Source organism: Corynebacterium sp. KPL3927 (genome assembly GCF_040225835.1).
GTDB lineage: Bacteria > Actinomycetota > Actinomycetes > Mycobacteriales > Mycobacteriaceae > Corynebacterium.
This window is the reverse complement of record NZ_JBEHGD010000019.1, coordinates 1-25817: the sequence shown is the minus strand read 5'-3', so window position 1 is coordinate 25817 and position 25817 is coordinate 1. Positions and strand designations below refer to the sequence as shown.

Sequence of the window (25817 nt, the reverse complement as noted above, 5' to 3'; positions counted from 1 at the left end):
AACACCAAGGAAGGTTAAATCATGATGAACGGTTTTTCCCGACGACAGTTTCTGCTCGGCGGGCTCGTCCTCGCCGGCACCGGGGCCGTGGCCGCCTGCACCAGCGACCCTGGACCCGCTGCCTCAGCACCAGGTTCCTCTCTTCGCCCCACTCCCACCCCCACTGCGCTCGGTGAGCCGACGGTGCGCCGGACACTGACCGCCCGGCCCCTCTCTCTGGATATCGGCGGCATCGAAGCCAAGACGTGGGGGTACGTCTCTGACACCGGGGATGCGGCCATTGAGGCCACCGCCGGCGACGTCCTCCAGGTCGATATCACCAATGAACTTCCTGAGAGCACCTCCATCCACTGGCATGGTATCGCACTCCACAACGCAGCCGACGGTGTGCCCGGCATGACCCAGGACCCCATTGAACCTGGCGAGTCTTTCTCCTATGTTTTTGAAGTCCCCCACAGTGGCACCTACTTCTACCATTCCCACTCCGGCCTGCAGCTTGATCGCGGCCTCCACGCCCCACTGATCGTCCGTGACCCGCAAGACGCTGAGGACCAGGACGTCGAGTGGACCATCGTGCTCGACGACTGGGTCGATGGCATTCAGGGCACTCCCGACGATGAGCTCGACAAGCTCACCGGAATGGGTTCAGGCGACCATAACGGGAAGAAGGGAATGGGAGGTCACGGCCAGATGATGCACGGCACCCCGGACCGGGTACTGGGCGGGGATGCTGGCGATGTGATGTATCCGCACTACCTCATCAACGGACGTATCCCCCGTGCTCACCGGACCTTCGAGGCTCGCCCGGGCGACAAGGCCCGCCTGCGGTTTATCAACTCCGGCGGTGACACCATCTTCAAGGTGGCCCTCGGTGGTCACCGCATGACCGTCACCCACACCGACGGCTTCCCCGTCCAGCCTCGGGAGACCGAATCGATCTACCTGTCGATGGGCGAGCGTGTCGACGTCGAGGTCATCCTCGGCGACGGCATCTTCCCGCTCACGGCTTTGGCGGTGGGTAAGGACGACCGCGCCTTCGCCGTCATCCGCACCGCCGGCGGCCAGGCCCCCCACCCCGATGTCGACTTCCCCGAGTTGTCGTCCACCGGACTGCTTCTGTCCTCCCTGAAGCCAGCAGACCGTGCACTCCTGCCCGAGGACACACCAGACCGAGAAGTCAGTATCGACCTGGGCGGGCAGATGATGCCGTATGAATGGAGCATTCTCACCGACGGCCAATCCTCCTCCGCGACCGTGCAGGAGGGCCAGCGCCTGCGGATGGTCATGCGCAACAGAACCATGATGCCCCATCCCATGCACATCCACGGCCACACGTGGGCGCTGCCCGGCAGCGGCGGGCTACGCAAGGACACCGTCCTTCTCCGCCACGGTGAAACCATGATCGCCGACCTGATCGCTGACAACCCCGGTGAGTGGGCATTTCACTGCCATAACGCCTATCACCTGGAAACCGGGATGTTCAGCTCGCTTCGCTACGAGTAACCCCCACAGCAGGGTTGAGTGCCGAGGTGGGCGGGGGTGTCCCCCGAGTAGTGGACACGGCGTTGGTGTGAAGTGTCCCAGGTTTTGTTCCGTTTGAGTAGATGGGAAAATCTGGAACGTGCCGAGAAAATTTGACCAGGATGCAAAGGATCGTGTGGTCCGTCTCGTGGAAGATCGCATCGTGGCGGAAAAAATGTCGATGCACCCCGCGTGCCAGGCAGTAGCTCCAAAGTTGGGGGTTTCATGGCACACGGCTCGTCAATGGACCCAGCAGGCCCGCCGTTCGGGAAACATCCCAGAACCTGTGTGTGAAGATTTGGCCGCCGAAAACGCGAGGCTGCGCCGTGAAAATCACCAGCTACGCGACACTAATGAGCTGCTGAAGGCTGCCTCAGCTTTTTCGCCTCATGACCAGGCCCCAAGCCTCGGTTATGATCCGGTTCATCGATGAATACCGGAATTATTTCTCTGTCGAGTTCATTTGTAAGACGTTGAAAAATAACCGGGCTGGTGGGTTTATCACCTCGCGTGGGTATCGCCAGTCCAAGGCCCGTGGGTTAAGTGCTCGTCGACTTCGCGATGCTGCGTTGGTTGAACGCATTAGTGCTGTTCATCGGGATAATTACGGTGTTTACGGCGTGCGGAAAATGTGGCATGCTCTTCGCCGTGAAGGAATTGATATCGGGCGTGAACAAACCGCTCGGCTGATGCGCCTGGCTGGTGTTTCTGGCACAGGCACAGGCGGATCACCAATCACAACGCGTACACCTCAACGTGCCGGATCTGCGCCCGGATTTGGTCGAGCGTGAATTTAAAGCCCGGGGCCCGAATAAGCTGTGGGTGGCCGACATTACGTATGTGCGCACGAAGAAAGGCTTTGTGTATGCCGCGTTTGTCACCGACGTTTACTCCCGACGGATCGTTGGGTGGGCGTTATCAGATTCGATGCGGACTTCAAGCACTGCCGCTGCAAGCTCTTAAGCAGGCGATCGTGTGTGCTGAGGAAACAACAGGTCTCATTCACCATTCGGATCACGGATCGCAGTATGTCAGCGTGGTCTACAACGAGCGACTTGCCCAACACGGGATCACTGCTTCCACCGGAAGTGTGGTGACTTATATGACAATGCACTGGCTGAAAACGTTAACGGCCCCTCATAAGAACGAACTCATCCATACTCGCAGGTGGAATGATGTTATCGAGGCAGAAATTGCGACGTTCGAGTGGGTGTCATGGTGGAACGAGGTAAGGCTCCACCAAAGCTTGGGATACCGAACCCCAGCCGAGGTGGAAACCGAGTTTTGGAAGCAGAACCCGCCACAGGCAATAATAGAAATCAAGGCAAATGCCTAGGAACAAAACTCGGGGCACTTCATTCCTTGGCGGAGTATGCAATGCCATTCAGGTGGCCGCACTGCGAATCATCGTGGTGGGAACCGTACCTGATGGGGTGAAGCCCAAAGCCCTTTCTACGATGGGATCGATAAATAGCTCTGCGATGCTTATCGGATACATTATCGGGGCGCCTATCGTAAGTGCCATCGGCCCGGCAGCGGCACTTGCCGTATCCGGAATTGGAACCTCGGTGCTTACAGTAGGGCCAGTCCTGAAACACCGTTTGCAATGATTTCCATGCGCGCACCTAGTTGCTGTTTTTCTTTTTCTTCGTGCGCAGCATGTCCATGCTCATTACGGCGCCGATGATGGCGGCGTGCTGTTGCTCGTTGAGGCCTGGCGCGATCCGCAGGAGATACGTGTTTTTACCCATGAAGTAGTTGCCCATGCCGGTCCATTTATTGGAGACATCGGCAAGCTGGCGATCCTGGGAGGTGATGGTGAGGTTCCAATCCCAGAAATCGCCGTGCACTTCGACGTCGGCAAAGCCCCCCATTGTTAATTCCATCTTGGTTTTGAACATGGAGAAGCGCTTGGTGATAACGGCCATGGGCTGTTCAATTCCCGGTAGGTGTACCTCGTAGGTATCCCGCAAAAAATTCGGCGGATCCGAGATCGTCATGACTGTTTGTTGGGGGTTGCCTTCGGCATCCGTGAGTGCGACCTCCAAGCTACGGGAGGGTTTAAACACCATCTCCTTAAGGCTGGTGGATTGCACGATGGTGCCCACTGGGGTCCCGTTGACATCAGAAATCATGAATCGATCCTTGAGGAGGGACTTGGTCTGGGAAATGATCAGCTCGTCGAGCGTGAATAATTTTTGCATCATGCCAACCAATGTATGGCAGTGGGCGTTTTTAATCCTCCTTCCTTGGGATGGTTTTTTCTTTTTCCTGTGCTTCGTGGGCCTCTTCGTAGGCCCGTGCGCGGTGGGCGGTCATGGTTTGTGCAAAAGTCTGCACCCAATTCTTATTCTTTTCCGCCAGCGGGCCGGAGGGCTCGGTGACGGTCCAGGTGCCGTCCTCGAAGAACCAAATAATGTCCCGGGTGTGCGGATCCATGACGTAAAAGGCCCGGCCATCGGTCTTTATGTTGTGGTGGTGTTGGCACAGGCACGCAAGGTTTGCGGGAGTCGTCGGCCCGCCATCCGCGTGGTTGATGCGGTGATCCTTCTGGCACACCGTGGCAGGGCGGTTGCAGCCAGGGTAGCGGCAGGTGCCGTCGAATCCTTCGAGGTAGGCTGCCATATCCGGCGGGGTGACATATCCCTTTACCTCTTTATCCGGGTTCAGTTCCCGGATCTTGGAGTAGGGCAGGGCGTTGGAGCGCGCCGGGTCGAGCCACCCAACGGATTCAATGAATGCGGGGGAGTTGGGGACATCGGTTGCCTTGTAGGCATTCAGGATGACCTGGGGTGCTTCGGTATTGCCGGTGAGGAGGGAAATGGCGGCATCGGCAAGCGAGCAATCCAGCTTGAGCGCAGTCTCCTTGATGCACTTATCTACGCACGCCATCACCGAGGGATCCGCGCTCAGCGTCATTGCTGCGGTATTGTTTCCCCAATTCTCCATGGTGTAGCGCGGCTGGGTCGGCCCCTTCTTGACCGCAAGGGTGTCATCTTCGAGGTTGATGAGCTCGTTGATCTTCCTTTTAATCTGCGCTTGCGTCCGCATGGCCTGGTTGGCGCGGGTGGGGGTGAGGTAGGCGGTGAGCTGCTCATCGATGCGCGCGACTACCTCCGGGGCCGGGTTGCCCAGGCGGTTAAGGGATTTATTGATGGCAATGAGGCGGTCTAAATCTAAGTGGTAAAGCTGGTGCTGCAGCTCTTTCAGCTGCGGGAGCTCTTCTAGGCGATACAGGGCCATCAGAATATGGCCGATTCGCCCCTGATTAACTCCGGTGGTGCGGTAAAGGGATTGGGTGACTAATTCGAAATCAGAATCGAGATCGGGGATCTGTTCAGTCCAGAACTCGTATTCAGATTTTCGCATCTCAAAAGCTAAGCGTGTAGTGGGGTCTTTGGTGTTGGTCGTGGAAAAGTATGGATCTTCCATGGCGCTTAAAACCTAAATTTGTGTTGTGAACGTGTGTACGAAAAACACTATAGAACACCCGCCGGACATTCGCCTGTTTTAACGCGTTTTCGCAGGTAGGAATGCATATTCTTCCGTCAGGATAACCGGCTCAAAAAACAAAATTATGTGCTAGCTTGAGGAGGGTATGAGCCAGGAGCAGGAAACGCAGGAAGAACCCGGCCGCGCGTGGTGGCAGTGGTGGGCGCCTTTGGCGATGATCGCTAACTTCCTGGTGCTCCCGCCGGCGATTTACCAGGCGGTTTCCGGAACGACGCTGCTCGGCATCATGGGTGGGCTTACCGTGCTTATTGCTCTTATCGATGCCGCCACATTCCGCTACTCATGGACCATCTTCTGGGTTGCGGGCATCGCCTATTTCGCGGCCATGGAGATGTACTTCAACGAGGGGACATGGATTTACCTGCCGGTAGTGGTCCTTTTGGCGTTGGGTGCTAGCAAATTGGGCGCCAAGTTGAGGAAGCGCTGATGGAAATCTGGCGGTTGGACCACCCTGAGGCTGGCCTGCTCGAGGTTGAGCGCGGCTACGATGCCGAGTTCGCTGAGCAGGGCGAATGGCCCAAGGAGCCGAAGGAATTTACGCCGGTGCTTGGCGATGCCCCCTTTATCCACCGCATCCAGCTCTGGCGCAAGAATCCTGCACCCCGCATGCAGATCGTGGTCAATGGCGAGGTTCGCAGCCGGCACGACAAGCCGCGTGGCGGCCGTTATTCATTGCAGAAGAATCTGGAAAACGATCTCTCATTCAGTGAGAATAGTGCGCCGCTGACTAAGCCTTATGTAGATATCCAAGCCACGCCCTTCGGGGAGATACAGGATGTCTACTACCGCGATGGGGAGGAGGCCGTGGCCTTTGATCCGCCGCCGGGCTCCTTGGGTGAAAAGCGGCGCCGGGCAATGGAAGAAAGCCCCTTCAAGCGCGTGCTGTATCCACTGCTCGGTGGGCTGGGGAAGTCCGGGTGGGCCATCGCGATGATTGTTTTGGCTCCTATTATTAGCCGCATCCTCTCGCGCTTGCTGCCGGATTGGGAGCTGCCAGATGTAGATTTCCCAGAGATTTACCTTCCGCTGCCAAATTTGCCGAACCTGCCGGAGCCACCGCAGATTACCTTGCCCGCGCCGCAGTTTGCGGTGCACTTTGTACCTCCGGAATGGGTGGTTTTCCTTATGGATTACAGCAGGGTGTGGATGCCTATAGTTATTGCCATTGCCTTTGGGGTGATGGCGGTGCGCAATGCAAAGAAGTCGGAGGCGAAGAAGAAGGAGTGGCAGAACCATGAAGATTCGCGGCGCGATTGATGCGGAGGGCCGGTGCAAGCATTGGCATTCCCCGCTCGACGTGGTGGCCAATAAGTGCGCGACCTGCGGCGAGTACTTCGCGTGCGCGCTGTGCCATGCGGAGCTGACGGATCATGAGTTTGGGCCCATGCTTGTCGATGCCCCCGCTGCCCTCTGCGGTTCCTGTGGCCTCGAGATGGATTACCGGCTGTATTCCTCTGTCGAGGCATGCCCGAAGTGTGGGCATATGTTTAATCCCGGCTGCAGTGCGCATGCCGGGATCTATTTTCAGGTCACCGCGTAAAAGCGAGGGGAGAGTGCTACTGGTTCAGACCCAAAAAGCGGTTGACCAAGCTGTGGTAGGCGCGCACGGTGAGATCTAGGTCCTCGAGGTAGAGGTGCTCATCGTGGCTGTGTAATTGCGAGTTGGCGCTGGCCATATCGCGGCCCTCGGCGTGCATCGCAAAGCCATAGGCATTGCCGCCCTTGCGGCGGGCGAAGCGGAGGTCGGAACCACCGGTGGCGTGGACGGGGACGACGTCTTTATTGGGGAAGAACTCTTTGGCGGTGGCCTCAATGGTGCGCCAGAGCTCGGTATCGGTGGAGGACTGGGTGGCGTTTTCGGTAATGAGGTGTTCGATTTCTACCTCATCGGCAAGATCGCCCAGTGCGCTGCGGAGGAAATCGTCCAAGTCTTCCTGGGTTTGCCCAGGGAAGGGGCGGATATCCATCTCAAGGTAGGCGTGGGAAGGCAGCACATTGATGGCCCCGCCGGCACGCAGGACGGTCTCGGCGATGGTGGTGTGGCTAAAGGCGTGGGCGTAGGCATCGAGGTTGCCGAACTTGGTGTAGTCACCGGTGCCATCGATAAGCTCTTTTTCGGTCTCAGGATCGAACTTGAAGGTGCGGACGAAGCCCTCCCAGATCTCGTTGGAGGCTGTGGGTGGCTCGGCCTCGGCGATGCGGCGGGCGACCTCGCCAATCTTTACGATGGCAAAGTCCTTGCCGTAGGGCGTCGAGCCGTGTCCGGCATCGCCAGTGACGTGGAGGCGGCGCTGGCCAGCGCCCTTTTCTCCCACGTTGAAGCCCACCGCGCCGGGCAGGTGGCTACCGCCGGTCTCGGAGAGGCAGTTCTTCCAGGAGAAGGCATCGGGGTGGTTTTCTGCCATCCACCGCACGCCCAGGCCACCGCGGGCCTCTTCATCGGCCATGCCCACGAAGGCAAGCGTTCCGCCGGGGTTGCCGGCGCGCGCTACCTCGCGGGTGACGGCGGCCATGGTGGCGGTAATAAAGAGCATATCTACGGAACCGCGGCCGTATAGCTTGCCGTCTTCAATGAGTGCCTCGAAGGGCGGCTTGGTCCACTTGGGTTCGTCGACGGGCACGACATCGGTATGCCCCATAAGAGTGAGTGGTTCCTTGGCGGGATCGCCGGGGACGGTCACCACGATGGAGACGCGGCCCGGGTGGGATTCAAAGCGCTCGATGGAGACGTCTTCGCCGGCAAAAAAGTTCTCTAGCGTATCGGCATTGCGCACCTCAAAGCCGGAATCCGGGGTGAGGTCGTTCACGCAAGCATTGCGGATGAGTTCTTGGAGGAGTTCGAGGGTGTCATTGTAAAGCGTCATGCCCCTTAGGGTAATCCCGCGAAAAAAATTTTGTGATTTTGGCCAAAGTTGAACGGCGTTCAAGTATGGTTCACTGCATGAGCATCATCGACATCGCCCGTGAGAAAGCTCTGGAGCAAGGCAAAGGCCTTAACCAGGAAGAACTACTACAAGTACTGCAGGTTCCAGATTCCCAGCTGGAAGAAATTGCTGATATCGCCCACCAGACCCGCCTGAAGTGGTGCGGCCCGGACGTATCGGTGGAAGGCATTATCTCCATCAAGACTGGTGGTTGCCCAGAAGATTGCCACTTCTGCTCCCAGTCCGGCCTCTTCGAGTCCCCAGTGCGCGCAGTGCGCCTGAACATCCCTGAGCTGGTGGAGGCGGCGCAGAAGACCGCCAAGACCGGCGCTACCGAGTTCTGCATCGTCGCTGCGGTGAAGTCCCCGGATGACCGCCTGCTGGACCAGGTGGGCGAGGCCATCGCCGCCATTAATGATGCCGTTGACATCGAGATTTCCTGCTCCCTGGGCACCCTGACCCGCGAGCAGGCACAGCGCCTGAAGGACATGGGCGCACAGCGCTACAACCACAACCTGGAGACCTCCCGCTCCTACTTCCCCAACGTGGTCACCACCCACACCTGGGAAGAGCGCAAGAAGACCCTGGACTACGTGCGCGAGGTAGGCATGGAAGTCTGCTGTGGCGGCATCATCGGCATGGGCGAGTCCCTGGAGCAGCGCGCCGAGTTCGCAGCCCAGCTGGCAGAGATCGATCCGTGCGAGGTTCCGATGAACTTCCTCGACCCTCGCCCGGGCACCCCATTCGCTGATCGCCCGCTGGTTCCGCTGGGTGAGGGCCTGCGCGCCGTTGCTGCATTCCGCTTGGCGATGCCCTCCACCACCCTCCGCTTCGCTGGCGGCCGCGAGCTTTCGCTTGGCGATGACGGCACCGAGCGCGGTCTGCTCGGCGGCATCAACGCCATCATTGCCGGCAATTACTTGACCACCCTGGGTCAGGAAATCGAAAAGGATGTGGACATGCTGGGCCGCATCGATCTCCCGATCAAGGCTCTGTAGTGTCCGAGCCGAACTCTGAGTTGGCAACCGCCGTCCTGGCCGGGGACGAGCCAATTTTCCACCCCAATACCGGCAAGCCGATCGAAGAGGTCTTCACGCTGCACCCTGCTGCAGCTGCCGGCCTCGACGTGCCGCGCTACTGCCAGATCTGCGGCCGCCGCATGGTGGCCCAGGTGCGCCCCGATGGCTGGCATACCAAGTGCTCGCGCCACGGGGAGCTAGATTCTGAGTGGTTATACGTAGAGCAGCTACCAGAGAGCTAGCACTACCAAGATAAGGAGCCGCTGCCGCAAGGCAGGCGGCTCCTTTTCCTATTAAAAAATACCCGTGAGCTGGGGATAGGTAAATCTACTTGCGAAATTTTGTGCGCTCTACTTTAGAGATTTGGTACGTCCTACTTGCGAAATTTGGTAAAAACTCGCAATCGCTTGATTAGATTGGTGGGTATGGATCCCGCCGTAGCCCACGCACATCAGTCTGCGCTGCGATCGATTGCGCGCGTCGTGGAGGAGACAGCTCCGCATACGGAGGCGGGGCAGGCTTTGGGGGACATCGCCAAGCAGCTGCGAGAAGGGCCGGTGATGGTACTGACCGGGGCGGGGGTATCGACGGAATCGGGGGTGCCGGATTATCGCGGACCGCGGGGCTCGCTGAGCAGGCACCGGCCGATGACGTATCAGGAATTTCGCCACGACCCGGCCGCTAGCCATAGGTATTGGGCGCGCAGTTTCGTGGGCTGGCGCGTGATGGATTCCGCGGCACCCAATCGCACGCATTATGCGCTCGTGGAGTTGGAGCGCGCCGGGCTGGTCAATGGTGTGGTGACCCAGAACGTGGATGGTCTGCATAAACGGGCGGGTACGGACAGGCTGGTCACGCTGCACGGCGATATGGAAACCGTGGTCTGCCTGTTGTGTGGTCACTATGAGGATCGCGGGCACTTCGATGCGCGATTGGCTGCCGCGAACCCGGGCTACCTGGAGCGCCTAGTGGTGGAAAGGGACCAAGTTAACCCGGATGGTGACGTGACGCTGGATGAGAAAGACGTCGCGGCGTTTCGAATGGCTGGCTGCGAGCGTTGCGGATCGGAGTTGCTCAAGCCTGACGTGGTGTATTTTGGCGAGCCCGTGCCAGCCACGCGGCGGGATGCGGCCTTTGCGCTCTTGAACGAGGCTAATTCGCTGCTGGTGGCCGGTTCTTCGCTGGCGGTGATGAGTGGATATCGCTTTGTGCTTGAGGCAAAGAAGCAGGGCAAGCGCGTGGCCGTTATTAACGGTGGGCCTGGCCGCGGGGACAAGAAGGTGGATACGCTGTGGCGCACGCAGGTGGGCCCGGCCTTTGATGCCCTGCTCGATGAGCTGGAGATTTAATTATCGCGGCGTGTGCTCGACCATCCTGAGCAGCGTGCGCACGATGGCGTGCACGCGCTTATCCATGGGCATATCTTCGTGCATGACCACGGCGTGGCGGTCAAAATCTTGGATATAGATATTGCGCACCGCACCTTCGGGCGCGCCCTCGGGGTCGAGGAAGCAGGTCTCGGGCGGGACGACGACGGCATCGGAACGCGTGGCGATGCAGGTGTAGCTCACGCCGGATTCGAGGTCGCCGTCGCGGTTGACATCGCGAAGCACCTCGCTGCCTACCACCTGGTCCATGCCGGCGGGGCCAAACCAGCCATCGATAATGGAGCGGATCACCGCCTCTTGGCGTTGGGTGCGAATGAGGCGACTGGCGATGCCCCCGTGGGTCGTCCCATGATTAGGCGCGCTGATGCTCATGAGGTGGATGACCTTTTCGGCGCCGCCGTCCATGCGCATCCAGTACCGCGCGAGCAGTCCGCCCTGGGAGTGGCCTACTAAGATGACCTTTTCTGCCCCGGTGACGGCGAGCACGGTATCGATATACGCGCCAAGCTGCTGGGATGATTCCGGGATGGTCTGCGTGGCGCGGTGACCGTAGTCAGGGGCAAAGACCGCCCAACCGTCTTGGCGCAAGATATTGCCCATAATCTGCCAGACGCCCTTGGTATCGCAGGTGCCGTGGACCAGGATGACCGGCCAGGGGCGCTCGTCGCTCGGGCGGGCGCCCCAATCGTCTTCGAAAACGCCGCGCGGCTTCGTGCGTGCGCCGAGAGGGAGCGTCCTAGCGGCATCGGCGTCGAGGGCGGAATCGCCGGGACTGGACTTATCCTTTTCGGCCTTGAGGCGGTCAACGATCTCATCGGCAACGTCATCCTGCAAAGCACTGGCCGCGGCCGGGGAGGCGATGCCAAGGCGAGGCGAATCTTTTTCTTCGGGTGCATCTTCCTCGTTCACGCGCCCGAACTTGAGGAGTTGTTCAGAAATAATGCTTTTCAACTCTGCAAGAGATTCGACAGCCATGCCTTCCAATCATACGCGTTAATGCAGGTAAATGGCCTCTTTGGAAAAGTTGAAGAAATTTATGGGCAAGCCCTTGACCTCACGCCACAATCTTTGTAAACTTAGGCTTGCCTAATCACGGGCGGTGCTTACGGCGTAGGGCGCTCCACTCCTTGCCGCTAAGTGCCAGAGATTAGTCATGGGGAGAGGGCCCGCCGATGCGCAGTCGGCGGGCCTTCGTTTATGCCTCGGGAGGGTTAGTCGTCGAAGCAGGCGGCGGGTGCTTCATCCTCATGCGGGGGAATGGGAAGATCAACGGGAAATTCACGGGTGGCGGCAAAAAGCTCCACCCCAATATTAGTGGCAGGCATAGAGCTAACGATACCAAGTGGGCGTTTAGGATTCAGGGTAGAAAAGACTCCGCTGCCGTGCTGCTCGGTCCCCGCTAAACTCGCCGGTATGACCGATCTGCAGCATGTCCACTCCGTAGATGAAGCGGTGACTCGCTTAATTGAACATTATGAAACCTCGTGTGTGTTGGGGCGCGAGGCCCTTGCCTCCGGCACCCTCGATGATTATCGCCACGTGGTCTATCCCAAGGTGACAGTGGAGATTCGTAAATGGCAGCCGATTGACCGCTCCGAGCCCTTTGGCTATGTGGACGAGGCTGGCAAGTATTCTGCGGTCGTCTCCAAGCCGCACATCATCCGGGAGTACTTGCACGAGCAGCTGACGCGGCTGACTAATAACTATCCGTGCGATATCTTCGTCGGCCAATCGGATGAGCGCATCCCGCCGGAATACATCAAGGATGCCCCGGCGGCGCCGCAGGAGCGCGGTCCCATCCCGCGCCCGACCTTGGATGAGGTCAACGATGCGATTATTGATGGCGAGTGGGACGCCTTTCACGGCGGGGAAAAGCCGCTCTTTCACTTCGGGGCGCAGCGTTTCGATATTGCCTGTGCGCGCATTGAGCACTACACCGGCATCGAGGTCGATACGGTGCAGAAATACATCCTGTTTACCAATTACGCGATGCACACCACGGAATTCGTGAAATTTGGCCTGCGCGAGCTGACCAAGGAAGATTCGCGATATACGGCGCTCGTATTGCCCAATGGGGAGACCATTCACCCCAATGATGCGGTGGACCTCGACCTGGATGGGCTGACGCTGACCTCGCGCTTTCAGATGCCCCGGTTCGATCTCATTACCGCAGGTGGCGATGGAATCACGATGATCAATATCGGGGTGGGGCCTTCGAATGCGAAGACCATTACAGACTGCTTGGCCGTGCTGCGGCCGGAGGCCTGGATCATGATTGGTCACTGCGCCGGCATGGATGGGCGCATGCGCATCGGTGACCTGATCTTGGGCAATGCCTACGAGCGCCACGACCACATTTTGGACCGGCAGGTGGTTTCTTCCACGCCAATTCCGGCTATTCCAGAGGTTCAGCGCATGCTGGAGGCGGCCGTGGATGAGGTCTACGGCAGCGATAATTCGCTCATGCGCACCGGCACGGTGCTATCGACCGATGACCGCGATTGGGAGTGGCGCACCAGCCGGGATCTGTGGGAGTGGTTGCGCACTTCTACCGCGGTGGCGGTGGACATGGAATCGTGCGCCTTGGCGGCAAATGGGTACCGCTACCGCGTGCCCTATGGCACGCTGCTATCCGTATCGGATCTGCCACTGCACGCCGTGCCGAAGCTGCCGGCGCAGGCCCAGGCGTTTTATTCCAACTCCAAGGAAGCCCACGTCATGTGCGCGGTGCGCGCGGTGGAACAGTTGGCAGAAAACCCGGAGCGCCTGCGCACGCGCAAGCTGCGGCGCACGTTGGGAGAGGTTCCTTTCCGGTAGCTGCTTTCCCTTGGTAGGTATCGCTAGTTAAACTACAAAGAAAGCCCATGACGCAAAAGGAGCCGCGCAATCGTGACTGAGAATTGGATCCACCCGGACCGGGAGAACCTCACCTGGGAAGTCTTCGGCGAAGCGAGCCGGAATCTTTCGGAGCAAATCGTGGAATCCGGTTGGTTTCCTGACTTGATCGTGGGTGTTGCCCGCGGCGGACTGATCCCAGCCGGTGCCATTGGTTATGCCATCGGGGTCAAGGCCATGGGCGCTATCAACGTGGAGTTCTACACCGATATTGGCCAGACCTTGGATGAGCCGATCATCTTGTCCCCGCAGTTGGATACGGATTCCCTTAAGGGTAAGAAGGTGCTCGTCGTTGATGACGTGGCCGATTCCGGCAAGACCCTGGATCTAGTGGTGAACTTTTTGGAAGAAACCGCCGATGAGGTGCGTTCCGCTGTGGTCTATACCAAGCCGAAGACCATCTTTGAGCCGGATTATTCGTGGAAGAAGACGGATAAGTGGATCAACTTTGCCTGGTCGGTGCTGCCGGTGATCACGGCGGATGGCTCCTTTCAGGAAGGCTCGTAGTAGCTACTAATATGTGCAGGCGTGATTAACGAGCAGCCTGCACCCACCGGCGTCATCGCCAGTTTCCGCTTTGCATTTTCCTCACCTGCGCGTTTGCGCAAGGAGGTCCTTGGCGGACTGGCGGTGGCGCTTGCTTTGATCCCGGAAGTTTTAAGCTTTTCCATTCTCGCCGGCCTCGACCCGCGGGTGGGGCTGTATTCTTCGGTGATTATGGCGATGGCCATCGCCTTTACCGGCGGGCGGCCCGCCATGATTTCCGCGGCGGCGGGCGCGGTAGCCCTGGTGGTGGCCCCGCTCGCGCACGAATATGGGCATGATTACGTGGTGGCGGCGGTGCTTGCGGCCGGTATCATCCAGGTGCTGTTGGCGTGGGTGGGCATCGCCAAGCTCATGCGCTTTATCCCGCGTTCGGTGATGACCGGATTCGTCAATGCGCTGGGAATTATGATGTTTACCGCGCAGCTGCCGCACCTTATCGATGTCCCCTGGATGGTCTACGTGCTGGTGGCTATAGGCCTAGCCATCATGATCGTTTTGCCGCGGTTTACCCAGGTAATTCCGGCGCCGCTAGTGACCATCGTGGTGGTAAGCCTCATCGCCGTCGCGGCGGGGTGGAAGGTGCCGGATGTGGCGGACCAGGGCGAGCTGCCCACGACGCTGCCGGGCCTTTTCATTCCGGATATTCCGTGGAACCTGGAGACCCTGCAGGTAATTGCGCCCTATGCCTTTGGGATGGCGCTGGTGGGCCTGATGGAATCGCTGCTAACGGCAAAGCTTGTCGATGACATCACGGATACCCATTCCGATAAGACCCGCGAGTCCTTTGGCCAGGGCATTGGCAATATATTGGCCGCAGCCATTGGCGGTATGGGCGTGTGCGCGATGATTGGCCAGACGATGATCGGCGTCAAGGTATCCCAGGCGCGCACGCGCTTGTCGACGTTCCTCGCCGGCGCCTTCCTCCTCGTGCTGTGCCTGCTTTTTGGCGAGGCCGTAGGCCGCATTCCGATGGCCGCGCTGGTCGCGGTGATGATCCTCGTGGCGGCGACGACGGTGAATTGGCATTCCATCCGCCCGCGCACGCTGAAGTTGATGCCGCTTTCTGAAATCCTCGTCATGCTGCTGACGGTCGCGGGCACGCTGGCTACGCATAACCTCGCGGTGGGTGTGGTATTAGGCGTGGTGGCGGCATCGGTTGGCTTTGCCCGCCGGGTGGCACACCTCGTGGAGGTTGAGTTGGTAGATGGATATACCTACGTGGTGCATGGCCAGCTCTTCTTCGCCTCCTCGAATGATTTGGTCTACGCCTTCGATTACACGCTCGATACGGACTTCGTGGTGGTGGACCTTTCCGATGCCGAGGTCTGGGATGCCTCGACGGTGGCGACGCTGGATGCGGTGCAGAAAAAGTACGCGGATCGCGGCATTGAGGTGGAGTTTCGGGGCCTCGATGGGGCGAGCGCGCAGCGCCTAGAACGCCTGAGTGGGCAACTGGGTGATTAATATCACATTGCAAATCTGATATGCGGGGGCGTACTGGCTGCAGGGGGTCGGATGGAGTGGGCTAGCGCGGCGAGGTTGGCCGTTTAGGGCGATGACCTCGAACTATTAGGCGATATTAACTTCGGGCCGTGGAGCAGCTTTGTCTTAACTAACTTAGGTGATCCAATCTGAAAAATGCCCCTGAGGTGCGGGTTTGATTAAGCATGCCTTGCTAGACGGGAGATTTTATTTGGGTATTGTAGTGCCTACAACCAATTAATTGATTCCTACAGAAAGGATTTAGCAATGGATGAGAAGCTGCAAACCCTGCTAAACAATCAGGTCATTAACGAGCACGGCGCCGCTATGGTCTACACCCAGCTGGCCTACGAGATGGACAACCTGTCCTTCCCGGGCATGCGCGATTGGTTCATGGCTCAGGCTGGCGAAGAGCGCGTTCACGCACAGAAGCTTGCGGATCACCTCTTGGCACGCGGCTACCGCGTAGAGCTCAACGATATCCCGGTTGGCTCCATCAAGGCTGCCACCCCGCTGGATGCGTTCGAGGCTTCCTTGGCACACGAGCAGAAGGTCTCCGAGCAGATCCGCGAGATCGCCCGCGTTGCCCTTGACATCCAGGACCTGGACTCCCGTCAGCTCATTGACTGGTTCTTGGCTGAGCAGATCGAGGAAGAGGACACCGTTTCTGAGATCATCGACCAGATCAAGCTGGTGGGCAACGATGGCGCTGGCCTGCTGCGCATCGATTCCCGTTTGGCTAACCGCAACTCCTAAGTTGTGAATAACAAACACATCAAGATTTAAATCAATCCTCCCATGGCACTGCGCTGCTGTGGGAGGATTGACGTATGTCTGGACACCTCAAAACAACCCTCTCCGCCACCCTGGCGGTATTGGCATTAAGCCTCATCATTGGGGCTGCGGTCATCTCAAGCCACGTCACCCTCGGCATCTTTTTGACCACCGCAGCGCTTATGCTGAGCCCGTTTGCGGGGGTGGTGATGCTGGCGTGTGGGGTCATCGGTAAGCGCGGGCTGGTCAACCGCTCCCTATATTCCCTGAGTGGAATGCTGATTTTGGCTTCGCTGGCCGTGCTCATCGTTTTGCCGATGGCGCAGGCGACGCTGGCGCTGGTGATTTTTATCGCCGGCACCGCGGTAGGGATTGTGGCCGTGCAGACCCAAGCTACTAGGCGCGCATAAACTGGACGCATTATGCCGAAGTTGCTGTTTGATCTATACGGCGTGCTGCTGCGCCCCGCCACGCCGGAAGCGCACGCTGAACTAGAGCGCTTCCTCGAGCCTGCGAACCCGGAGGCCTTCTGGGAGGCCTATAACTATTTCCGGCCGGATTACGATGCCGGAATTTTTAGTGATAGTCACTACTGGAATGAGATAGCCGCCCGCGCGGGAATGGGGCCCATTGACTGCGCTGGGGCCGTGGCCTGCGAGAACCAGTACCTGCTTGAGGCGGACCCAGAGGTGGTAGCGCTGGTCAGAGGGCTCATCGGGGAGGGCTTTAGCGTGGGGATTTTATCCAATATCCCCACGACCTTGGCGAAACAGGTGCGCGCGCAGCACCCGTGGTTGGCAGAGTGCGCGGCGGTAACGTTGAGCTGCGATATCGGGGTGGCCAAGCCGCACCCAGAGGCCTACCGAGTGGCGGTAGACGCGCTAGCGGCGCAGCCCAAGGACACGCATTTTTTCGATGACCGCATCGACTACATCGAGGGCGCCACTTATTGCGGGTTGCAAGCCCACCTGTTTACCGGGATCGACTCCGCGCGCGAGGTTTTACGCGGTCTGGAGTGAGCGGCCCAGCTCCAATGGTTCGCGCAATAGCTGATCGGTAGCCACGGTACGGGCGACGGCGCGCACGATTTCTTTGTGGCTTGGGATCATGCGCAGTTCCAGTTCATCCGAGGTGGAATCGCGGACGGTGGAGGCAAAAAGCTGGGGCGCGCGGGAATCGCCGGTAAAGGCCCCGCCGGCAATGACCACGGTTTTCGGCGAGTATTCGCGGACCATCTCCGCCGTAATCTGGCCCAGCTGGCGGGCGCGCTCATCCAAAATGGCGCGCACGGCTGAATTGGATTCGGCGATGGTCGCGACCTCGGGCAGGGTGTTGACCTCGATGCCGTGCCGGCGCACGGCCTCCAGGATGGACTGGGTGGCCAAGAGGTGTTCGGAAGCGCCGTGCCCCAGTAGGTCAGAGCGGGTTTGTGGCAGTGGGATGATGGAATTTACCTCGTCATCGGCGGATAGCGCCGATCCTAAAGAATCATCCGCGAAGAGCAGGAGCACGCGCTCGTTCGTACCAATCTCGGCGGCCTGCGTCTCCGAGCCCAAAATGGCGGAAATGGCGGAGGTAACCACCACGGGAACGCTAAATTGGAAGCGCAAGCGCTCCGCGATATCCACGCCGTGCCATCCCAGATTATCCGCCGTGACCAGGCCCTCTTCGTCCACAGTGCCCGAGGTGGTAATCCCCAAGGCCACGAGGCGGCGATCCAGGCCCGTCATCATGCGGTTGATGCCGGCCATGATGTGTTCAAGAAAGTCTTCCTCCGTCAGGCGGGCGACAGGAGTGGCAATCTCTTCCTCCGAAATGGTGCGGCCCTTGATGTCATAGAGGCCGATATAGGTCTCGGAGGTGCCGACGGCGATGCCGCCGAGCACCCAGTTATTATCCGCGGCCTCGAGGGGGACCGTAGGGCGGCCTCGGCCCTGGGATTGGGTGAGGTCGGTGCGCTCTTGGATGAGTCCTGCGTTGAGGAGCGCGGTGGTAGCGCGGGTAATGGTGGGCTGGGAGAGTCCGGTGGCTTCTACCAGCTCACTACGGGTAATGATCGGGTTCAGGCGCACCAGGTGAAGGCACTTAGCAGCCGGTGTACGGGGGCGGGTGAACACGGGGCCAGGTTTGATCATGAAAGAAAGTATATGTGTCACAGACTGCTTTGTCTAATCTATTCATAGGTGTATGTACCGAATGGTCTAAAGGTGGAGGTAGGCCAAAAATTCCCTATGCTGGGGCGCATGAGATCAGTAGCGGTTTATTGCGGCTCTGCCGTGGGCAATTCGCCCGCCTATAGCGCAGCGGCACAACACTTGGGCGGCGAGCTTGCCCGTCGCGGGCTGAACTTGGTCTATGGCGGCGGAAATATCGGCCTCATGCGCGAGGTGGCCAATTCCTGCCTGCAGGCTGGCGGCACCGTCACTGGCGTCATGCCGCAATCCTTGGTGGATTTAGAGATTTCCCATCCAGGTTTGACCCGCCTCGAGGTAGTGGATTCTATGGCCGAGCGGAAAACCCGGATGGAGCAGCTGGCGGACGCCTTTATCTGTTTGCCCGGCGGCGTGGGCACGTTGGAGGAAGTAACAGAGGTACTGACCCAACAACAGCTGGGCAGCATTCGCGGGCCCGTTGGCTTGGTTGACGTGGAGGGCTTTTGGCAGCCCTTTTATGACATGTATGCCGCCATGGCCGAGGCGGGCTTCATCCTGCCCCGCTTTGTAAAAGCGCTGGTCATAGAGGAAAATCCCGCGGCCGTGCTGGATGGTTTTGCCCAGTGGCACTACCCAGGCACGAAGTGGAACAACGATTAGCTAACAAGTTTGCAACATTTGGGTGGGGCTGGGTGGCCTATCAACAAGATAAAGGGTTAGACTTCCCTCTTATGAGTTCTGAGCAGACCGCTAAGCGCCAGCCCTCTCTACTGGACGCTTCGTGCGATAACTTCGTTCACGACCTAGCCGAACTATCCCCAACAGATGCAACCGCGTGGGGCATTGACGGTTTTGAAGGCGAATTGCAGGATTTTTCCCCCGATTATTTTGAGGCTGTCGCTGATCGCACCCGCGATATGGTTGCGGATCTGGATGCCTTGGATGACACCACCGATGAATCCGATGATGAGGATGACTTTGATGACGTGGATTATGTCACCGCCGCCGTCTTGCGGGATCGTCTCTGCTTAGATCTGGATTTGCACCACCACGGCGAGGATATTCGCAGCCTTAATAATATTGCCTCGCCCGTGCAGACCATCCGGGATTCCCTGCTGCTTATGCCGCAGGAGGCCCAGGAGGACCGCGAGGCCATTCGCTCCCGTCTGTCCAAGGTCAAGGGCTCCCTCGATGGCTACCGCGAGTCCCTGAAGGAAGCGGCCTCCCACGGCATGGTGGCACCGCACCGCCAGATCTCTGAGGTCATTGTGCAGTGCGAGCGGCTTGCCGATGCCGATTCCATGCTCGAGGGCCTCGGCCTCGCCCCCGACTCCGCCGAGGTGAAGAATGCCAAGGAGGCCTTTGGCGAGTTCTCGGATTGGCTGTCTAATGATCTGCAGCCGCAGTCCTCTAATAAGGACGCGGTGGGCCGCGAGCGCTACGAGCGCTTTTCCAAGCTTTTCGTTGGCGATTCCGTGGACTTGGACGAGGCCTATGAATGGGGCCTTGACCAGGTGCGCTACCTGCGCGGGGAACAGGAAAAGATCGCGCACGAGCTTTATGGCCCGGAGTGCTCGGTGCGCTCTGCCATGCGCAAGCTGAACCACGAGGAGCGCTATACCCTGCGCGGTACTGATGCCTTGGTGGAGTGGATGCAGAGCAAGGCCGATGCGGTCATCGCCGAGCTCAACGGCAAGGAATTCGACATTCCGGAAGAAGTCGAAGAGATCGAGTGCCGCATCGACCCAGCGGGTACCGGTGGCATCTTCTACACCCCGCCGAGCGATGACTTCTCGCGCCCGGGCCGCATGTGGTGGTCCGTGCCGGAGGGCCAAGACACCTTCCACACCTGGCAGGAGCTGACCACCGTGCACCATGAGGGCGTACCGGGCCACCACCTGCAGCTGGGTTCTGCCCTGGTACAAGAGGATCTGAACCTGTGGCGCCGCGCGGTGACCTGGAACTCCGGCCACGGCGAGGGCTGGGCCCTATACGCCGAGCAGCTCATGGCCGAGCTGGGTTACATGGACGATCCTGGCGTGCGGATGGGGCTGCTCGATGCCCAGCGCCTGCGCGCGGCCCGCGTCGTGGTGGACATCGGATTGCACCTGGGCAAGAAGCTACCGGACTGCACCGTATCCGGCGCGTGGGATAAGGCCCACGTGAAGACCTACATGCGCGAAAACACCGCCATGGATGATGCGAACCTCAACTTTGAGGTCAACCGCTACCTGGGTTGGCCGGGCCAGGCCCCGTCCTATGCCTTGGGCCAGCGCCTGTGGCAAGAAACCCGCGCCGCCGCCGAGGAGCAGGACATGAGCGCCCGCGAATTCCACTCCGAGGCCTTGGCTCTTGGCTCGGTGCCCATGTCGGTGCTGCGCGAGGCCGTGCTAAATAACTAAACGCGCCGGCTAGCGCCTTTTAGCAAACTTGCCGACGGCCCTAATGAGCTGCGGCAGGTACCCCGCAATGACCAGCACCGCGATGAGGCGGGTAAGCTGCACCGCGATAACCACGGGGCCAGCCCCGCCTTCCGCGGAGAGCGCGAGCACGGTCTCTAGCGCGCCGGGGCTAGTAGCTAGGTAGGCCTCGAAGTAGCTGATATTGAGCCAGTGCATCAGCGGCCACGCCGTGGCCGCACACAGGCCGAGGACCGCGGCGATAAAAAGAATCGTCGCGGGAAGCTGCTTAGCAAAGGCCTTGAGCGATGGGAGAGACAGCCCGCCGCCGCAGACCCAACCGATGGATAAAAAGGCGATGACCTTAAAGGCATAGATCGGCTCTAACGTATGGCCCTCCGGCAGGAAGAACGAGGCCAGCACCGTCAAGATCAGCGGGCCGAGGACCGCAGCGGCGGGCAGGTGCAGGAATTTGCCAAGGCTTTCGCCGACCAGCGCGATAACGAGCACTAGTGCGATGATCCACCAGGTGGTTTCCGCCTCCAGCCTTAAGTCACCGCCCCTTCCTGCAGGCGTATCGAGGAAGGTCACGACGGCGGGAAGGGATACGGAAACGATCAATAACCGCAGGTATTGGGTGAGCGCGACGTAGCGGTAGTCGGCACCGAGTTCATCGGCAAGCGCGGGCATGAGCGAGGCACCCCCGGGGAGCATGGACAGGATGCCGGTTTCGGAGGAGACGTCCCGTGGCTGCTGGCGGTGCAGCATGACGCCGCAGAAGATGCCCAGCGCGATGGTGACAAAGGACATGGTTATGGCCGCCGGCAGGTATCCCACCAATTGGCCAAAGGAGACCACCGTTAGCGGCAGCGCGGCCATGATGCCGATGAATCCGCGCGATAGACCATAAAATTTGCGGTTGACCTTGAGGTCTTCGCCGGTGATAAGGGCCATGGCTCCAGAGGCGATGATCGCGGCCAAAATCCACGCGGCCGGCACGTGCCACATGCTAAAAAGCCAGCCCAAGAGGATGGAGACGGGGACGACGATGCCCCACCGCAGGATGGTGTGGGTGTCTACGCTTATTCCCCAGTGCCGTTTAGCCACGTATTCTCCCATCTTCTGCTCGTCCTCGATCGAGTCTAGACCTCCCCGCCGCGGGGTTTATGATCTCCTCATGGATATCGACGTGGCGCAGTGGGCGGTGCTCCTTATGGGAGCGGCGGGGGCAGGCTGGATCGACGCGGTCATTGGCGGGGGAGGCCTCGTGCTTATTCCGCTATTGCTTGCCGTCGTGCCGGGGCTGGCACCGGCAACGGCGCTGGCCACCAACAAGCTCGCGGCGGTATCGGGCACGGCATCGGCGGCCGTGACCTTGGCGCGCAGGGTGGGCCCGCCGGCAGGAGAGCTCGTTCGCTACGCCCTCATCGCCCTCGTGTGCGCCGGGCTGGGCGCGAGTGTGGCGGCGAATCTAAATAGCGACATCATGCGCCCGCTCATTATCGTGCTGTTAGTGGTGGTGGGCGTCTTCGTGACCTTTAAGCCGAGCTTCGGCACCACCGAGTCACCCGGCATCCGCGGCGGATGGCGCACCTGGGCGGGGCTTGTGGCGGTCGCGGCCATCTCCTTTTATGACGGCATCTTTGGCCCGGGAACCGGCATGTTCCTGATCATGGCCTTTACCTTTATCTTCTCCCAGAACTTCTTAAAATCCGCGGCGATGGCCAAGGTGGTCAATACCGCCACGAACCTTGGCGCGCTGGTGACCTTTATCCTTGGCGGCCACGTGTGGTGGACCCTTGGTATCGCGTTGGCCGCCGCCAATATCCTCGGCGCCCAGGTGGGCGCGCGGACGGTGCTCAGCGGCGGGACGAAGTTTATCCGCTATGCCCTGCTTACCTTGGTAGTGGTCATGAGCTGCTATTTATCCTGGCAGCAGTGGGGTTAGGCTACATCCGGTTCTTGGTCCGCGCGGTGGCGATGGCATTCCACGGATCCTCGGGCCACGGGTGCTTGGGGTAGCGTCCGCGCATATCGGCGCGCACCCCGGCGTAGGGGCCGGACCAGAAGCTAGCAAGATCATCGGTGACCGCCAGCGGGCGGCCGGCGGGGGAGAGCAAGTGAAATTGCACGCGGTTGCCGCAGTACTCCGGAGATTCGGCCAGGCCGAAGCACTCCTGCAACTTGATGTGGACCACGGGGCGCTCGCCCGACCAGTCGATTTTGGCATCGCGGCCGGAGGGCACTGGGAGGCGCTGAGGTGCGAGCTCGTCTAAGCGGGTGGCTTCGGGCCAGGGGAGCAGGCGCTGCAGGGCGGGGTACATGTCTATCTTGGCGGTGGGGGTTCCCGCGGCAATCTGGTGCAGCTCGGGCCCGAGCCACTCGGCGGGATCGGCGGTATCGACATCCGGCCACGGATCGCCGTAGTGCGCGTGCAGGTGGCGGAGCCTATCTTTTAAGCTCTGGGCCTTCTCGCTGAAGGTAAATAAGCCCAGGCCCTCTTCGCGGATGCCGGCGGCTAGGGCTTGCGCAGCGGCATCGCCAGTGACCTTGACCGGGGTTTCGGACAACACAATCGCCCCGGCCGCCCGGACCTTGACCCCGCGCACGCGGCCCCCACGCAGGAAGGCGCGAGTTTCTTCGGTCACGCCGATGGCATCCAGCGCGGCGGATTCTGCGATGCGCGCGGCGGTGCGGATGATGGGGTTTCCGGCATTGGAGAGGGTGACCTCCGCGATGGCGAGCCACGGCGAGCCTGCCAGCCCGGAGTTATCCAGCAGCCGGGCGCGAGTGCCGCTGGCCAGCAGATAGTCTTCACCCACGCGCTTGGCCACCTGCTCGGGATAGGCGGTGGCGACGACCTCGCCGGGGTCTGCGGGGCCGAGATCCTCCACCAGGCGGGACAGGCGCTTGACTTCCTTCTGCGGTGCGGGGCGGCGGGTGAGATCGGTGGTATTGGTGGGGGCATCGGCAAGCGCGGCGATGGTGGGCGCCGCCTGGCTGCCGTGCCGGATAAGGGCCGCGCCGAGGCGGGGATCGGTGGGCAGGAGGGCGAGCTCCTGCGTCGCGCCAATGCGCTCGAGGGTGGCGCGCGCGGCCGCAAGGGCCTGGGCGGGCGGCGGATCGAGCAGCGGGAAATCCGGGCCCGCGCCCCAACAATCCAAAAACAGCGCAGCCTGCGTGAGATCCGCGGACAGGATCTCCGGAGTGGTGTGCGGGGAAAAGTGTTGGTAATCGTCCTGGGAATAGCAACGAATGACCGTACCTGGCGCCTCACGCCCGGCACGGCCCGCGCGCTGGTCCGCGCTCGACTTCGACGTGGAGACCGTTACCAAACCGGACATACCGCGCTGCGCATCGCGCCGGGGAACGCGGGCCAGCCCCGCATCTACCACCACGCGCACGCCAGGCACCGTCAGCGAAGACTCTGCGATGGATGTCGCCACCACAATGCGCTGCTCATCGGTATAAAGCGCGGCATCCTGCTCCGCGGTGGTCTGCTTGCCGTGCAGCGGGAAAACATTATGGCCCTGCAGCTCCTCGCACACCAGGTTGACCTCGCGCACGCCGGGCACGAAGACCAGCGTGGATTCGTGTTGGCGGGCCGCTTGCTTGGCGATGCCCCCGTAAAACTCCCGCGATCCCGCCGCGCGCCCCGGCTGCGGCGCGTACTGGATATCCAGGGGATAGGTCACCGCCTCGGTGGTGTGGACGGGCGCGCCCATGAGCTGGGAAAAGCGCTGTGCGTCTACCGTGGCGGACATGGCGATGACGCGGAAGTCCTCGCGCAGCTCGGCCAGTTCTAGGCACATGCCGAGCACCAGATCCGTATCCAGCTGGCGCTCGTGGACCTCATCGATGGCTACGGCGGCCACGCCCTCGAGCTCCGGATCCTTTAGCAGGCGGCGCAGCAGCACGCCCGGGGTGACGAATTCGACCTCGCTTCCCGTGCGGGATTCGCCGCGGATGGCGAAACCGACCTTCTCCGGGGTGCCGCTGAAAGTGCTCAAGCGCTGGGCGGCCGCGCGCACGGCCACGCGGCGCGGGGCGGTGACGATGACCTTGCCGCGCCCTGCGGAATGATTGGCTAGTGCTGGTGGCACGAGCGTGGTTTTACCCGTGCCGGGCGGTGCCTGAATGACGACGTTTCCGGTGCGAGGCAGCGAATCGATGGTCTCGGCTACGGGCAGCCCCGCGCCGATGCTGGCGAGATCGAACATTTAGTTGGCGGCCCCAAAACCTTCCACGGGGCCGTCCAAATCTTTGCGCTCCCACGAATCCTCATCGTCGTCCAGGGTGCGCACCACGCGGCCGGGCGTGCCGAGGACTAGCGAGTTATCCGGAATATCCTTGGTCACCAGCGTGCCGGCACCAATAACGCAGTTTTCACCAATGGTAACCCCCGGCATGACGGTGGCATTGGCCCCAAACCAGGTATTGCGCCCCACGGTGATGGGGTGGGCGATTTCCCACCCGCCCTCGCGCATCGCGTGATCATTGACGGGGTGGCCCACCGTAATGAACGAGCAGTTGGGCCCAATCAGCACGCGGTCACCGAATGTGACCTTGGCCTGGGCCAAAATGCTGCTGCCAAAGTTGATGAAGACGCCTTCCCCACAGACGATATTGCAGCCGTATTCCATATTCAGCGGCGCGTGCGCCCCCGGCACGTGTGATTCCTCCGGAAGGATCTCCCGCAAGATTGCCTGCGCCTGCTCCTTATCGGTGTTGTGCAGATCGTTGAACTGCCCAATCAACCCAAAGGTGCGCTGGTGCTCCTTATCGATGTCCCCCATGCCCGGCAGGTGCCACTGCCCACCGGTCATTCGCTCCCAAGTGCCGTAGCGTTGCAGGTCGTGCAGTTTCTGTTCATCCATGGTGGCCATTGTAGAGGGCGCGTGGTTCCTGCCGAGCATACTGGACTTGACCCCTCAGCGTTCGGATAGAATTAAGGAGAAGTTTACTGGCAAACCATATTGTGGAGTGTTTTTCTGATGAGTCGTTTGATTGGCTTTGCTGGGATTGCGGTGCTTGTGGTTTCAGGGGTCTTTGCTTTATTCGGTTACACAAAAATTTCGTATTTTTTGCTAGCCGTTGCCGCCGTTGATCTCATGGTTGCCCGGATCGAGAGTGTCTAATGGTTTGTGTGTAGGTTCCCAACCTGCATAAGGAGATAAGCCAGAATGACTAGTGTGGCACGACG

At 60.2% G+C, this 25817-nt stretch carries 28 protein-coding genes and 1 pseudogene; 21 read left to right on the top strand and 8 right to left on the bottom strand.

What is annotated here, in order from left to right; all coding sequences use genetic code 11:
- Positions 1-21 precede the first annotated feature (21 nt).
- The 5 genes and pseudogenes from ABRP86_RS09135 (at position 22) to ABRP86_RS09115 (ending at position 2857) form a co-directional block, all read left to right on the top strand.
- Positions 22-1503: a multicopper oxidase family protein gene (locus ABRP86_RS09135; RefSeq protein WP_023028062.1), complete on the top strand. Its 1482-nt coding sequence runs from the start codon at positions 22-24 to the stop codon at positions 1501-1503.
- Positions 1504-1596: 93 nt separating this feature from the next.
- Positions 1597-1954: pseudogene (locus ABRP86_RS09130) on the top strand (transposase).
- Positions 1935-2312, top strand: a complete 378-nt coding sequence (locus ABRP86_RS09125) for an IS3 family transposase (RefSeq protein ID WP_349863838.1) — start codon at positions 1935-1937, stop codon at positions 2310-2312. The pseudogene ABRP86_RS09130 and the gene ABRP86_RS09125 overlap by 20 nt, the downstream one beginning before the upstream one ends.
- Complete coding sequence (locus ABRP86_RS09120) at positions 2224-2484, top strand: DDE-type integrase/transposase/recombinase (RefSeq protein ID WP_349863836.1); 261 nt, start codon at positions 2224-2226, stop codon at positions 2482-2484. Before ABRP86_RS09125 ends, ABRP86_RS09120 begins: the two co-directional genes overlap by 89 nt.
- Positions 2387-2857 (top strand): integrase core domain-containing protein, encoded by a 471-nt coding sequence (locus ABRP86_RS09115; RefSeq protein WP_349863834.1) that lies wholly within the window; start codon positions 2387-2389, stop codon positions 2855-2857. The genes ABRP86_RS09120 and ABRP86_RS09115 overlap by 98 nt, the downstream gene beginning before the upstream one ends.
- A 289-nt stretch (positions 2858-3146) precedes the next feature.
- On the opposite strand, the gene ABRP86_RS09110 is transcribed toward ABRP86_RS09115, so the two are convergent.
- Positions 3147-3728 (bottom strand): LURP-one-related/scramblase family protein, encoded by a 582-nt coding sequence (locus ABRP86_RS09110; RefSeq protein ID WP_239269688.1) that lies wholly within the window; start codon positions 3726-3728, stop codon positions 3147-3149.
- A gap of 28 nt (positions 3729-3756) precedes the next feature.
- A complete protein-coding gene (locus tag ABRP86_RS09105; RefSeq protein ID WP_239269687.1) occupies positions 3757-4890 on the bottom strand; it encodes an HNH endonuclease signature motif containing protein in 1134 nt (377 codons plus the stop codon).
- A 229-nt stretch (positions 4891-5119) separates the two neighbouring features.
- Between ABRP86_RS09105 and ABRP86_RS09100 the strand changes: the two genes are divergently transcribed.
- The 3 genes from ABRP86_RS09100 to ABRP86_RS09090 are packed head-to-tail and all read left to right on the top strand — an operon-like array spanning position 5120 to position 6574.
- Positions 5120-5461, top strand: coding sequence for a heme transporter (locus tag ABRP86_RS09100; protein WP_239269686.1), 342 nt, complete (start codon positions 5120-5122; stop codon positions 5459-5461).
- Entirely contained in the window at positions 5461-6291 is an 831-nt protein-coding gene (locus ABRP86_RS09095; RefSeq protein ID WP_239269685.1) for a hypothetical protein, read from the top strand. Before ABRP86_RS09100 ends, ABRP86_RS09095 begins: the two co-directional genes overlap by 1 nt.
- Positions 6269-6574 (top strand): CHY zinc finger protein, encoded by a 306-nt coding sequence (locus ABRP86_RS09090; RefSeq protein WP_239269684.1) that lies wholly within the window; start codon positions 6269-6271, stop codon positions 6572-6574. The genes ABRP86_RS09095 and ABRP86_RS09090 overlap by 23 nt, the downstream gene beginning before the upstream one ends.
- A gap of 16 nt (positions 6575-6590) precedes the next feature.
- Here ABRP86_RS09090 and ABRP86_RS09085 read toward each other — a convergent pair whose 3' ends face one another.
- Positions 6591-7898, bottom strand: a complete 1308-nt coding sequence (locus ABRP86_RS09085) for a M20/M25/M40 family metallo-hydrolase (protein WP_239269683.1) — start codon at positions 7896-7898, stop codon at positions 6591-6593.
- Positions 7899-7975: 77 nt separating this feature from the next.
- On the opposite strand from ABRP86_RS09085, the gene bioB reads away from it, so the two are divergent.
- The 3 genes from bioB (at position 7976) to ABRP86_RS09070 (ending at position 10326) form a co-directional block, all read left to right on the top strand.
- Positions 7976-8956: a biotin synthase BioB gene (gene bioB / locus ABRP86_RS09080; protein ID WP_005276160.1), complete on the top strand. Its 981-nt coding sequence runs from the start codon at positions 7976-7978 to the stop codon at positions 8954-8956.
- Positions 8956-9219, top strand: coding sequence for a biotin synthase auxiliary protein BsaP (gene bsaP, locus ABRP86_RS09075; protein WP_023024778.1), 264 nt, complete (start codon positions 8956-8958; stop codon positions 9217-9219). The genes bioB and bsaP overlap by 1 nt, the downstream gene beginning before the upstream one ends.
- A gap of 183 nt (positions 9220-9402) precedes the next feature.
- Complete coding sequence (locus ABRP86_RS09070; RefSeq protein WP_239275733.1) at positions 9403-10326, top strand: Sir2 family NAD-dependent protein deacetylase; 924 nt, start codon at positions 9403-9405, stop codon at positions 10324-10326.
- On the opposite strand, the gene ABRP86_RS09065 is transcribed toward ABRP86_RS09070, so the two are convergent.
- A complete protein-coding gene (locus ABRP86_RS09065) occupies positions 10327-11340 on the bottom strand; it encodes an esterase/lipase family protein (protein ID WP_298694520.1) in 1014 nt (337 codons plus the stop codon). It abuts the gene before it with no gap.
- A gap of 438 nt (positions 11341-11778) precedes the next feature.
- Here ABRP86_RS09065 and amn point away from each other — a divergent pair, with 438 nt between their 5' ends.
- The 6 genes from amn (at position 11779) to ABRP86_RS09035 (ending at position 17081) form a co-directional block, all read left to right on the top strand.
- On the top strand, positions 11779-13182 hold the full coding sequence (gene amn, locus ABRP86_RS09060; protein WP_239269680.1) for an AMP nucleosidase: 1404 nt from the start codon (positions 11779-11781) through the stop codon (positions 13180-13182).
- 72 nt (positions 13183-13254) lie between these two features.
- Positions 13255-13767 (top strand): phosphoribosyltransferase, encoded by a 513-nt coding sequence (locus ABRP86_RS09055; protein WP_005276176.1) that lies wholly within the window; start codon positions 13255-13257, stop codon positions 13765-13767.
- Positions 13768-13788: 21 nt separating this feature from the next.
- Positions 13789-15270 (top strand): SulP family inorganic anion transporter, encoded by a 1482-nt coding sequence (locus ABRP86_RS09050; RefSeq protein ID WP_239275735.1) that lies wholly within the window; start codon positions 13789-13791, stop codon positions 15268-15270.
- Positions 15271-15555: 285 nt separating this feature from the next.
- Positions 15556-16044 (top strand): ferritin, encoded by a 489-nt coding sequence (locus tag ABRP86_RS09045; protein WP_023016464.1) that lies wholly within the window; start codon positions 15556-15558, stop codon positions 16042-16044.
- A gap of 74 nt (positions 16045-16118) precedes the next feature.
- The gene (locus tag ABRP86_RS09040) at positions 16119-16472 is read left to right on the top strand and encodes a hypothetical protein (RefSeq protein WP_239269678.1); all 354 of its coding nucleotides are present in this window, start codon (positions 16119-16121) and stop codon (positions 16470-16472) included.
- Positions 16473-16484: 12 nt separating this feature from the next.
- Entirely contained in the window at positions 16485-17081 is a 597-nt protein-coding gene (locus ABRP86_RS09035; RefSeq protein WP_239269677.1) for an HAD-IA family hydrolase, read from the top strand.
- Here ABRP86_RS09035 and ABRP86_RS09030 read toward each other — a convergent pair.
- Positions 17064-18197, bottom strand: coding sequence for an ROK family transcriptional regulator (locus tag ABRP86_RS09030; RefSeq protein ID WP_239269676.1), 1134 nt, complete (start codon positions 18195-18197; stop codon positions 17064-17066). The two genes, ABRP86_RS09035 and ABRP86_RS09030, sit on opposite strands and share 18 nt — an antisense overlap.
- A 108-nt stretch (positions 18198-18305) precedes the next feature.
- On the opposite strand from ABRP86_RS09030, the gene ABRP86_RS09025 reads away from it, so the two are divergent.
- Together ABRP86_RS09025 and ABRP86_RS09020 are read left to right on the top strand one after the other, a co-directional pair.
- Positions 18306-18875 carry an LOG family protein gene (locus tag ABRP86_RS09025; protein ID WP_349863832.1) on the top strand — a complete coding sequence of 190 codons (570 nt, stop codon included), beginning with the start codon at positions 18306-18308 and terminating at the stop codon, positions 18873-18875.
- 71 nt (positions 18876-18946) lie between these two features.
- Positions 18947-20617: a DUF885 domain-containing protein gene (locus tag ABRP86_RS09020; RefSeq protein ID WP_349863830.1), complete on the top strand. Its 1671-nt coding sequence runs from the start codon at positions 18947-18949 to the stop codon at positions 20615-20617.
- 9 nt (positions 20618-20626) lie between these two features.
- Here ABRP86_RS09020 and ABRP86_RS09015 read toward each other — a convergent pair whose 3' ends face one another.
- A complete protein-coding gene (locus ABRP86_RS09015; RefSeq protein WP_239269673.1) occupies positions 20627-21733 on the bottom strand; it encodes an AbrB family transcriptional regulator in 1107 nt (368 codons plus the stop codon).
- Between the two features lie 58 nt (positions 21734-21791).
- On the opposite strand from ABRP86_RS09015, the gene ABRP86_RS09010 reads away from it, so the two are divergent.
- Entirely contained in the window at positions 21792-22562 is a 771-nt protein-coding gene (locus ABRP86_RS09010; protein WP_239269672.1) for a TSUP family transporter, read from the top strand.
- 1 nt (position 22563) lies between these two features.
- Here the strand turns inward: ABRP86_RS09010 and ABRP86_RS09005 are convergent, their stop codons facing one another.
- Both ABRP86_RS09005 and ABRP86_RS09000 read right to left on the bottom strand, forming a co-directional pair.
- Complete coding sequence (locus tag ABRP86_RS09005; RefSeq protein ID WP_349863827.1) at positions 22564-24834, bottom strand: ATP-dependent RNA helicase; 2271 nt, start codon at positions 24832-24834, stop codon at positions 22564-22566.
- Entirely contained in the window at positions 24835-25500 is a 666-nt protein-coding gene (locus ABRP86_RS09000) for a sugar O-acetyltransferase (protein ID WP_349863846.1), read from the bottom strand.
- A gap of 108 nt (positions 25501-25608) precedes the next feature.
- Between ABRP86_RS09000 and ABRP86_RS08995 the strand changes: the two genes are divergently transcribed.
- Positions 25609-25752 (top strand): hypothetical protein, encoded by a 144-nt coding sequence (locus ABRP86_RS08995; protein ID WP_349863825.1) that lies wholly within the window; start codon positions 25609-25611, stop codon positions 25750-25752.
- Positions 25753-25817: the final 65 nt, after the last annotated feature.

Excerpts from the sequence above, each read along its gene's own strand:
- ABRP86_RS09135 (WP_023028062.1), top strand. The coding sequence starts at position 22 with ATGATGAACGGTTTTTCCCGACGACAGTTTCTGCTCGGCGGGCTCGTC.
- ABRP86_RS09125 (WP_349863838.1), top strand. The coding sequence starts at position 1,935 with ATGATCCGGTTCATCGATGAATACCGGAATTATTTCTCTGTCGAGTTC.
- ABRP86_RS09115 (WP_349863834.1), top strand. The coding sequence starts at position 2,387 with ATGCCGCGTTTGTCACCGACGTTTACTCCCGACGGATCGTTGGGTGGG.
- ABRP86_RS09110 (WP_239269688.1), bottom strand. The coding sequence starts at position 3,728 with ATGATGCAAAAATTATTCACGCTCGACGAGCTGATCATTTCCCAGACC.
- ABRP86_RS09105 (WP_239269687.1), bottom strand. The coding sequence starts at position 4,890 with ATGCGAAAATCTGAATACGAGTTCTGGACTGAACAGATCCCCGATCTC.
- ABRP86_RS09100 (WP_239269686.1), top strand. The coding sequence starts at position 5,120 with ATGAGCCAGGAGCAGGAAACGCAGGAAGAACCCGGCCGCGCGTGGTGG.
- ABRP86_RS09095 (WP_239269685.1), top strand. The coding sequence starts at position 5,461 with ATGGAAATCTGGCGGTTGGACCACCCTGAGGCTGGCCTGCTCGAGGTT.
- ABRP86_RS09090 (WP_239269684.1), top strand. The coding sequence starts at position 6,269 with ATGAAGATTCGCGGCGCGATTGATGCGGAGGGCCGGTGCAAGCATTGG.
- ABRP86_RS09085 (WP_239269683.1), bottom strand. The coding sequence starts at position 7,898 with ATGACGCTTTACAATGACACCCTCGAACTCCTCCAAGAACTCATCCGC.
- bioB (WP_005276160.1), top strand. The coding sequence starts at position 7,976 with ATGAGCATCATCGACATCGCCCGTGAGAAAGCTCTGGAGCAAGGCAAA.
- ABRP86_RS09070 (WP_239275733.1), top strand. The coding sequence starts at position 9,403 with ATGGATCCCGCCGTAGCCCACGCACATCAGTCTGCGCTGCGATCGATT.
- ABRP86_RS09065 (WP_298694520.1), bottom strand. The coding sequence starts at position 11,340 with ATGGCTGTCGAATCTCTTGCAGAGTTGAAAAGCATTATTTCTGAACAA.
- amn (WP_239269680.1), top strand. The coding sequence starts at position 11,779 with ATGACCGATCTGCAGCATGTCCACTCCGTAGATGAAGCGGTGACTCGC.
- ABRP86_RS09045 (WP_023016464.1), top strand. The coding sequence starts at position 15,556 with ATGGATGAGAAGCTGCAAACCCTGCTAAACAATCAGGTCATTAACGAG.
- ABRP86_RS09040 (WP_239269678.1), top strand. The coding sequence starts at position 16,119 with ATGTCTGGACACCTCAAAACAACCCTCTCCGCCACCCTGGCGGTATTG.
- ABRP86_RS09035 (WP_239269677.1), top strand. The coding sequence starts at position 16,485 with ATGCCGAAGTTGCTGTTTGATCTATACGGCGTGCTGCTGCGCCCCGCC.
- ABRP86_RS09030 (WP_239269676.1), bottom strand. The coding sequence starts at position 18,197 with ATGATCAAACCTGGCCCCGTGTTCACCCGCCCCCGTACACCGGCTGCT.
- ABRP86_RS09025 (WP_349863832.1), top strand. The coding sequence starts at position 18,306 with ATGAGATCAGTAGCGGTTTATTGCGGCTCTGCCGTGGGCAATTCGCCC.
- ABRP86_RS09020 (WP_349863830.1), top strand. The coding sequence starts at position 18,947 with ATGAGTTCTGAGCAGACCGCTAAGCGCCAGCCCTCTCTACTGGACGCT.
- ABRP86_RS09015 (WP_239269673.1), bottom strand. The coding sequence starts at position 21,733 with ATGGGAGAATACGTGGCTAAACGGCACTGGGGAATAAGCGTAGACACC.
- ABRP86_RS09010 (WP_239269672.1), top strand. The coding sequence starts at position 21,792 with ATGGATATCGACGTGGCGCAGTGGGCGGTGCTCCTTATGGGAGCGGCG.
- ABRP86_RS09005 (WP_349863827.1), bottom strand. The coding sequence starts at position 24,834 with ATGTTCGATCTCGCCAGCATCGGCGCGGGGCTGCCCGTAGCCGAGACC.
- ABRP86_RS09000 (WP_349863846.1), bottom strand. The coding sequence starts at position 25,500 with ATGGCCACCATGGATGAACAGAAACTGCACGACCTGCAACGCTACGGC.
- ABRP86_RS08995 (WP_349863825.1), top strand. The coding sequence starts at position 25,609 with ATGAGTCGTTTGATTGGCTTTGCTGGGATTGCGGTGCTTGTGGTTTCA.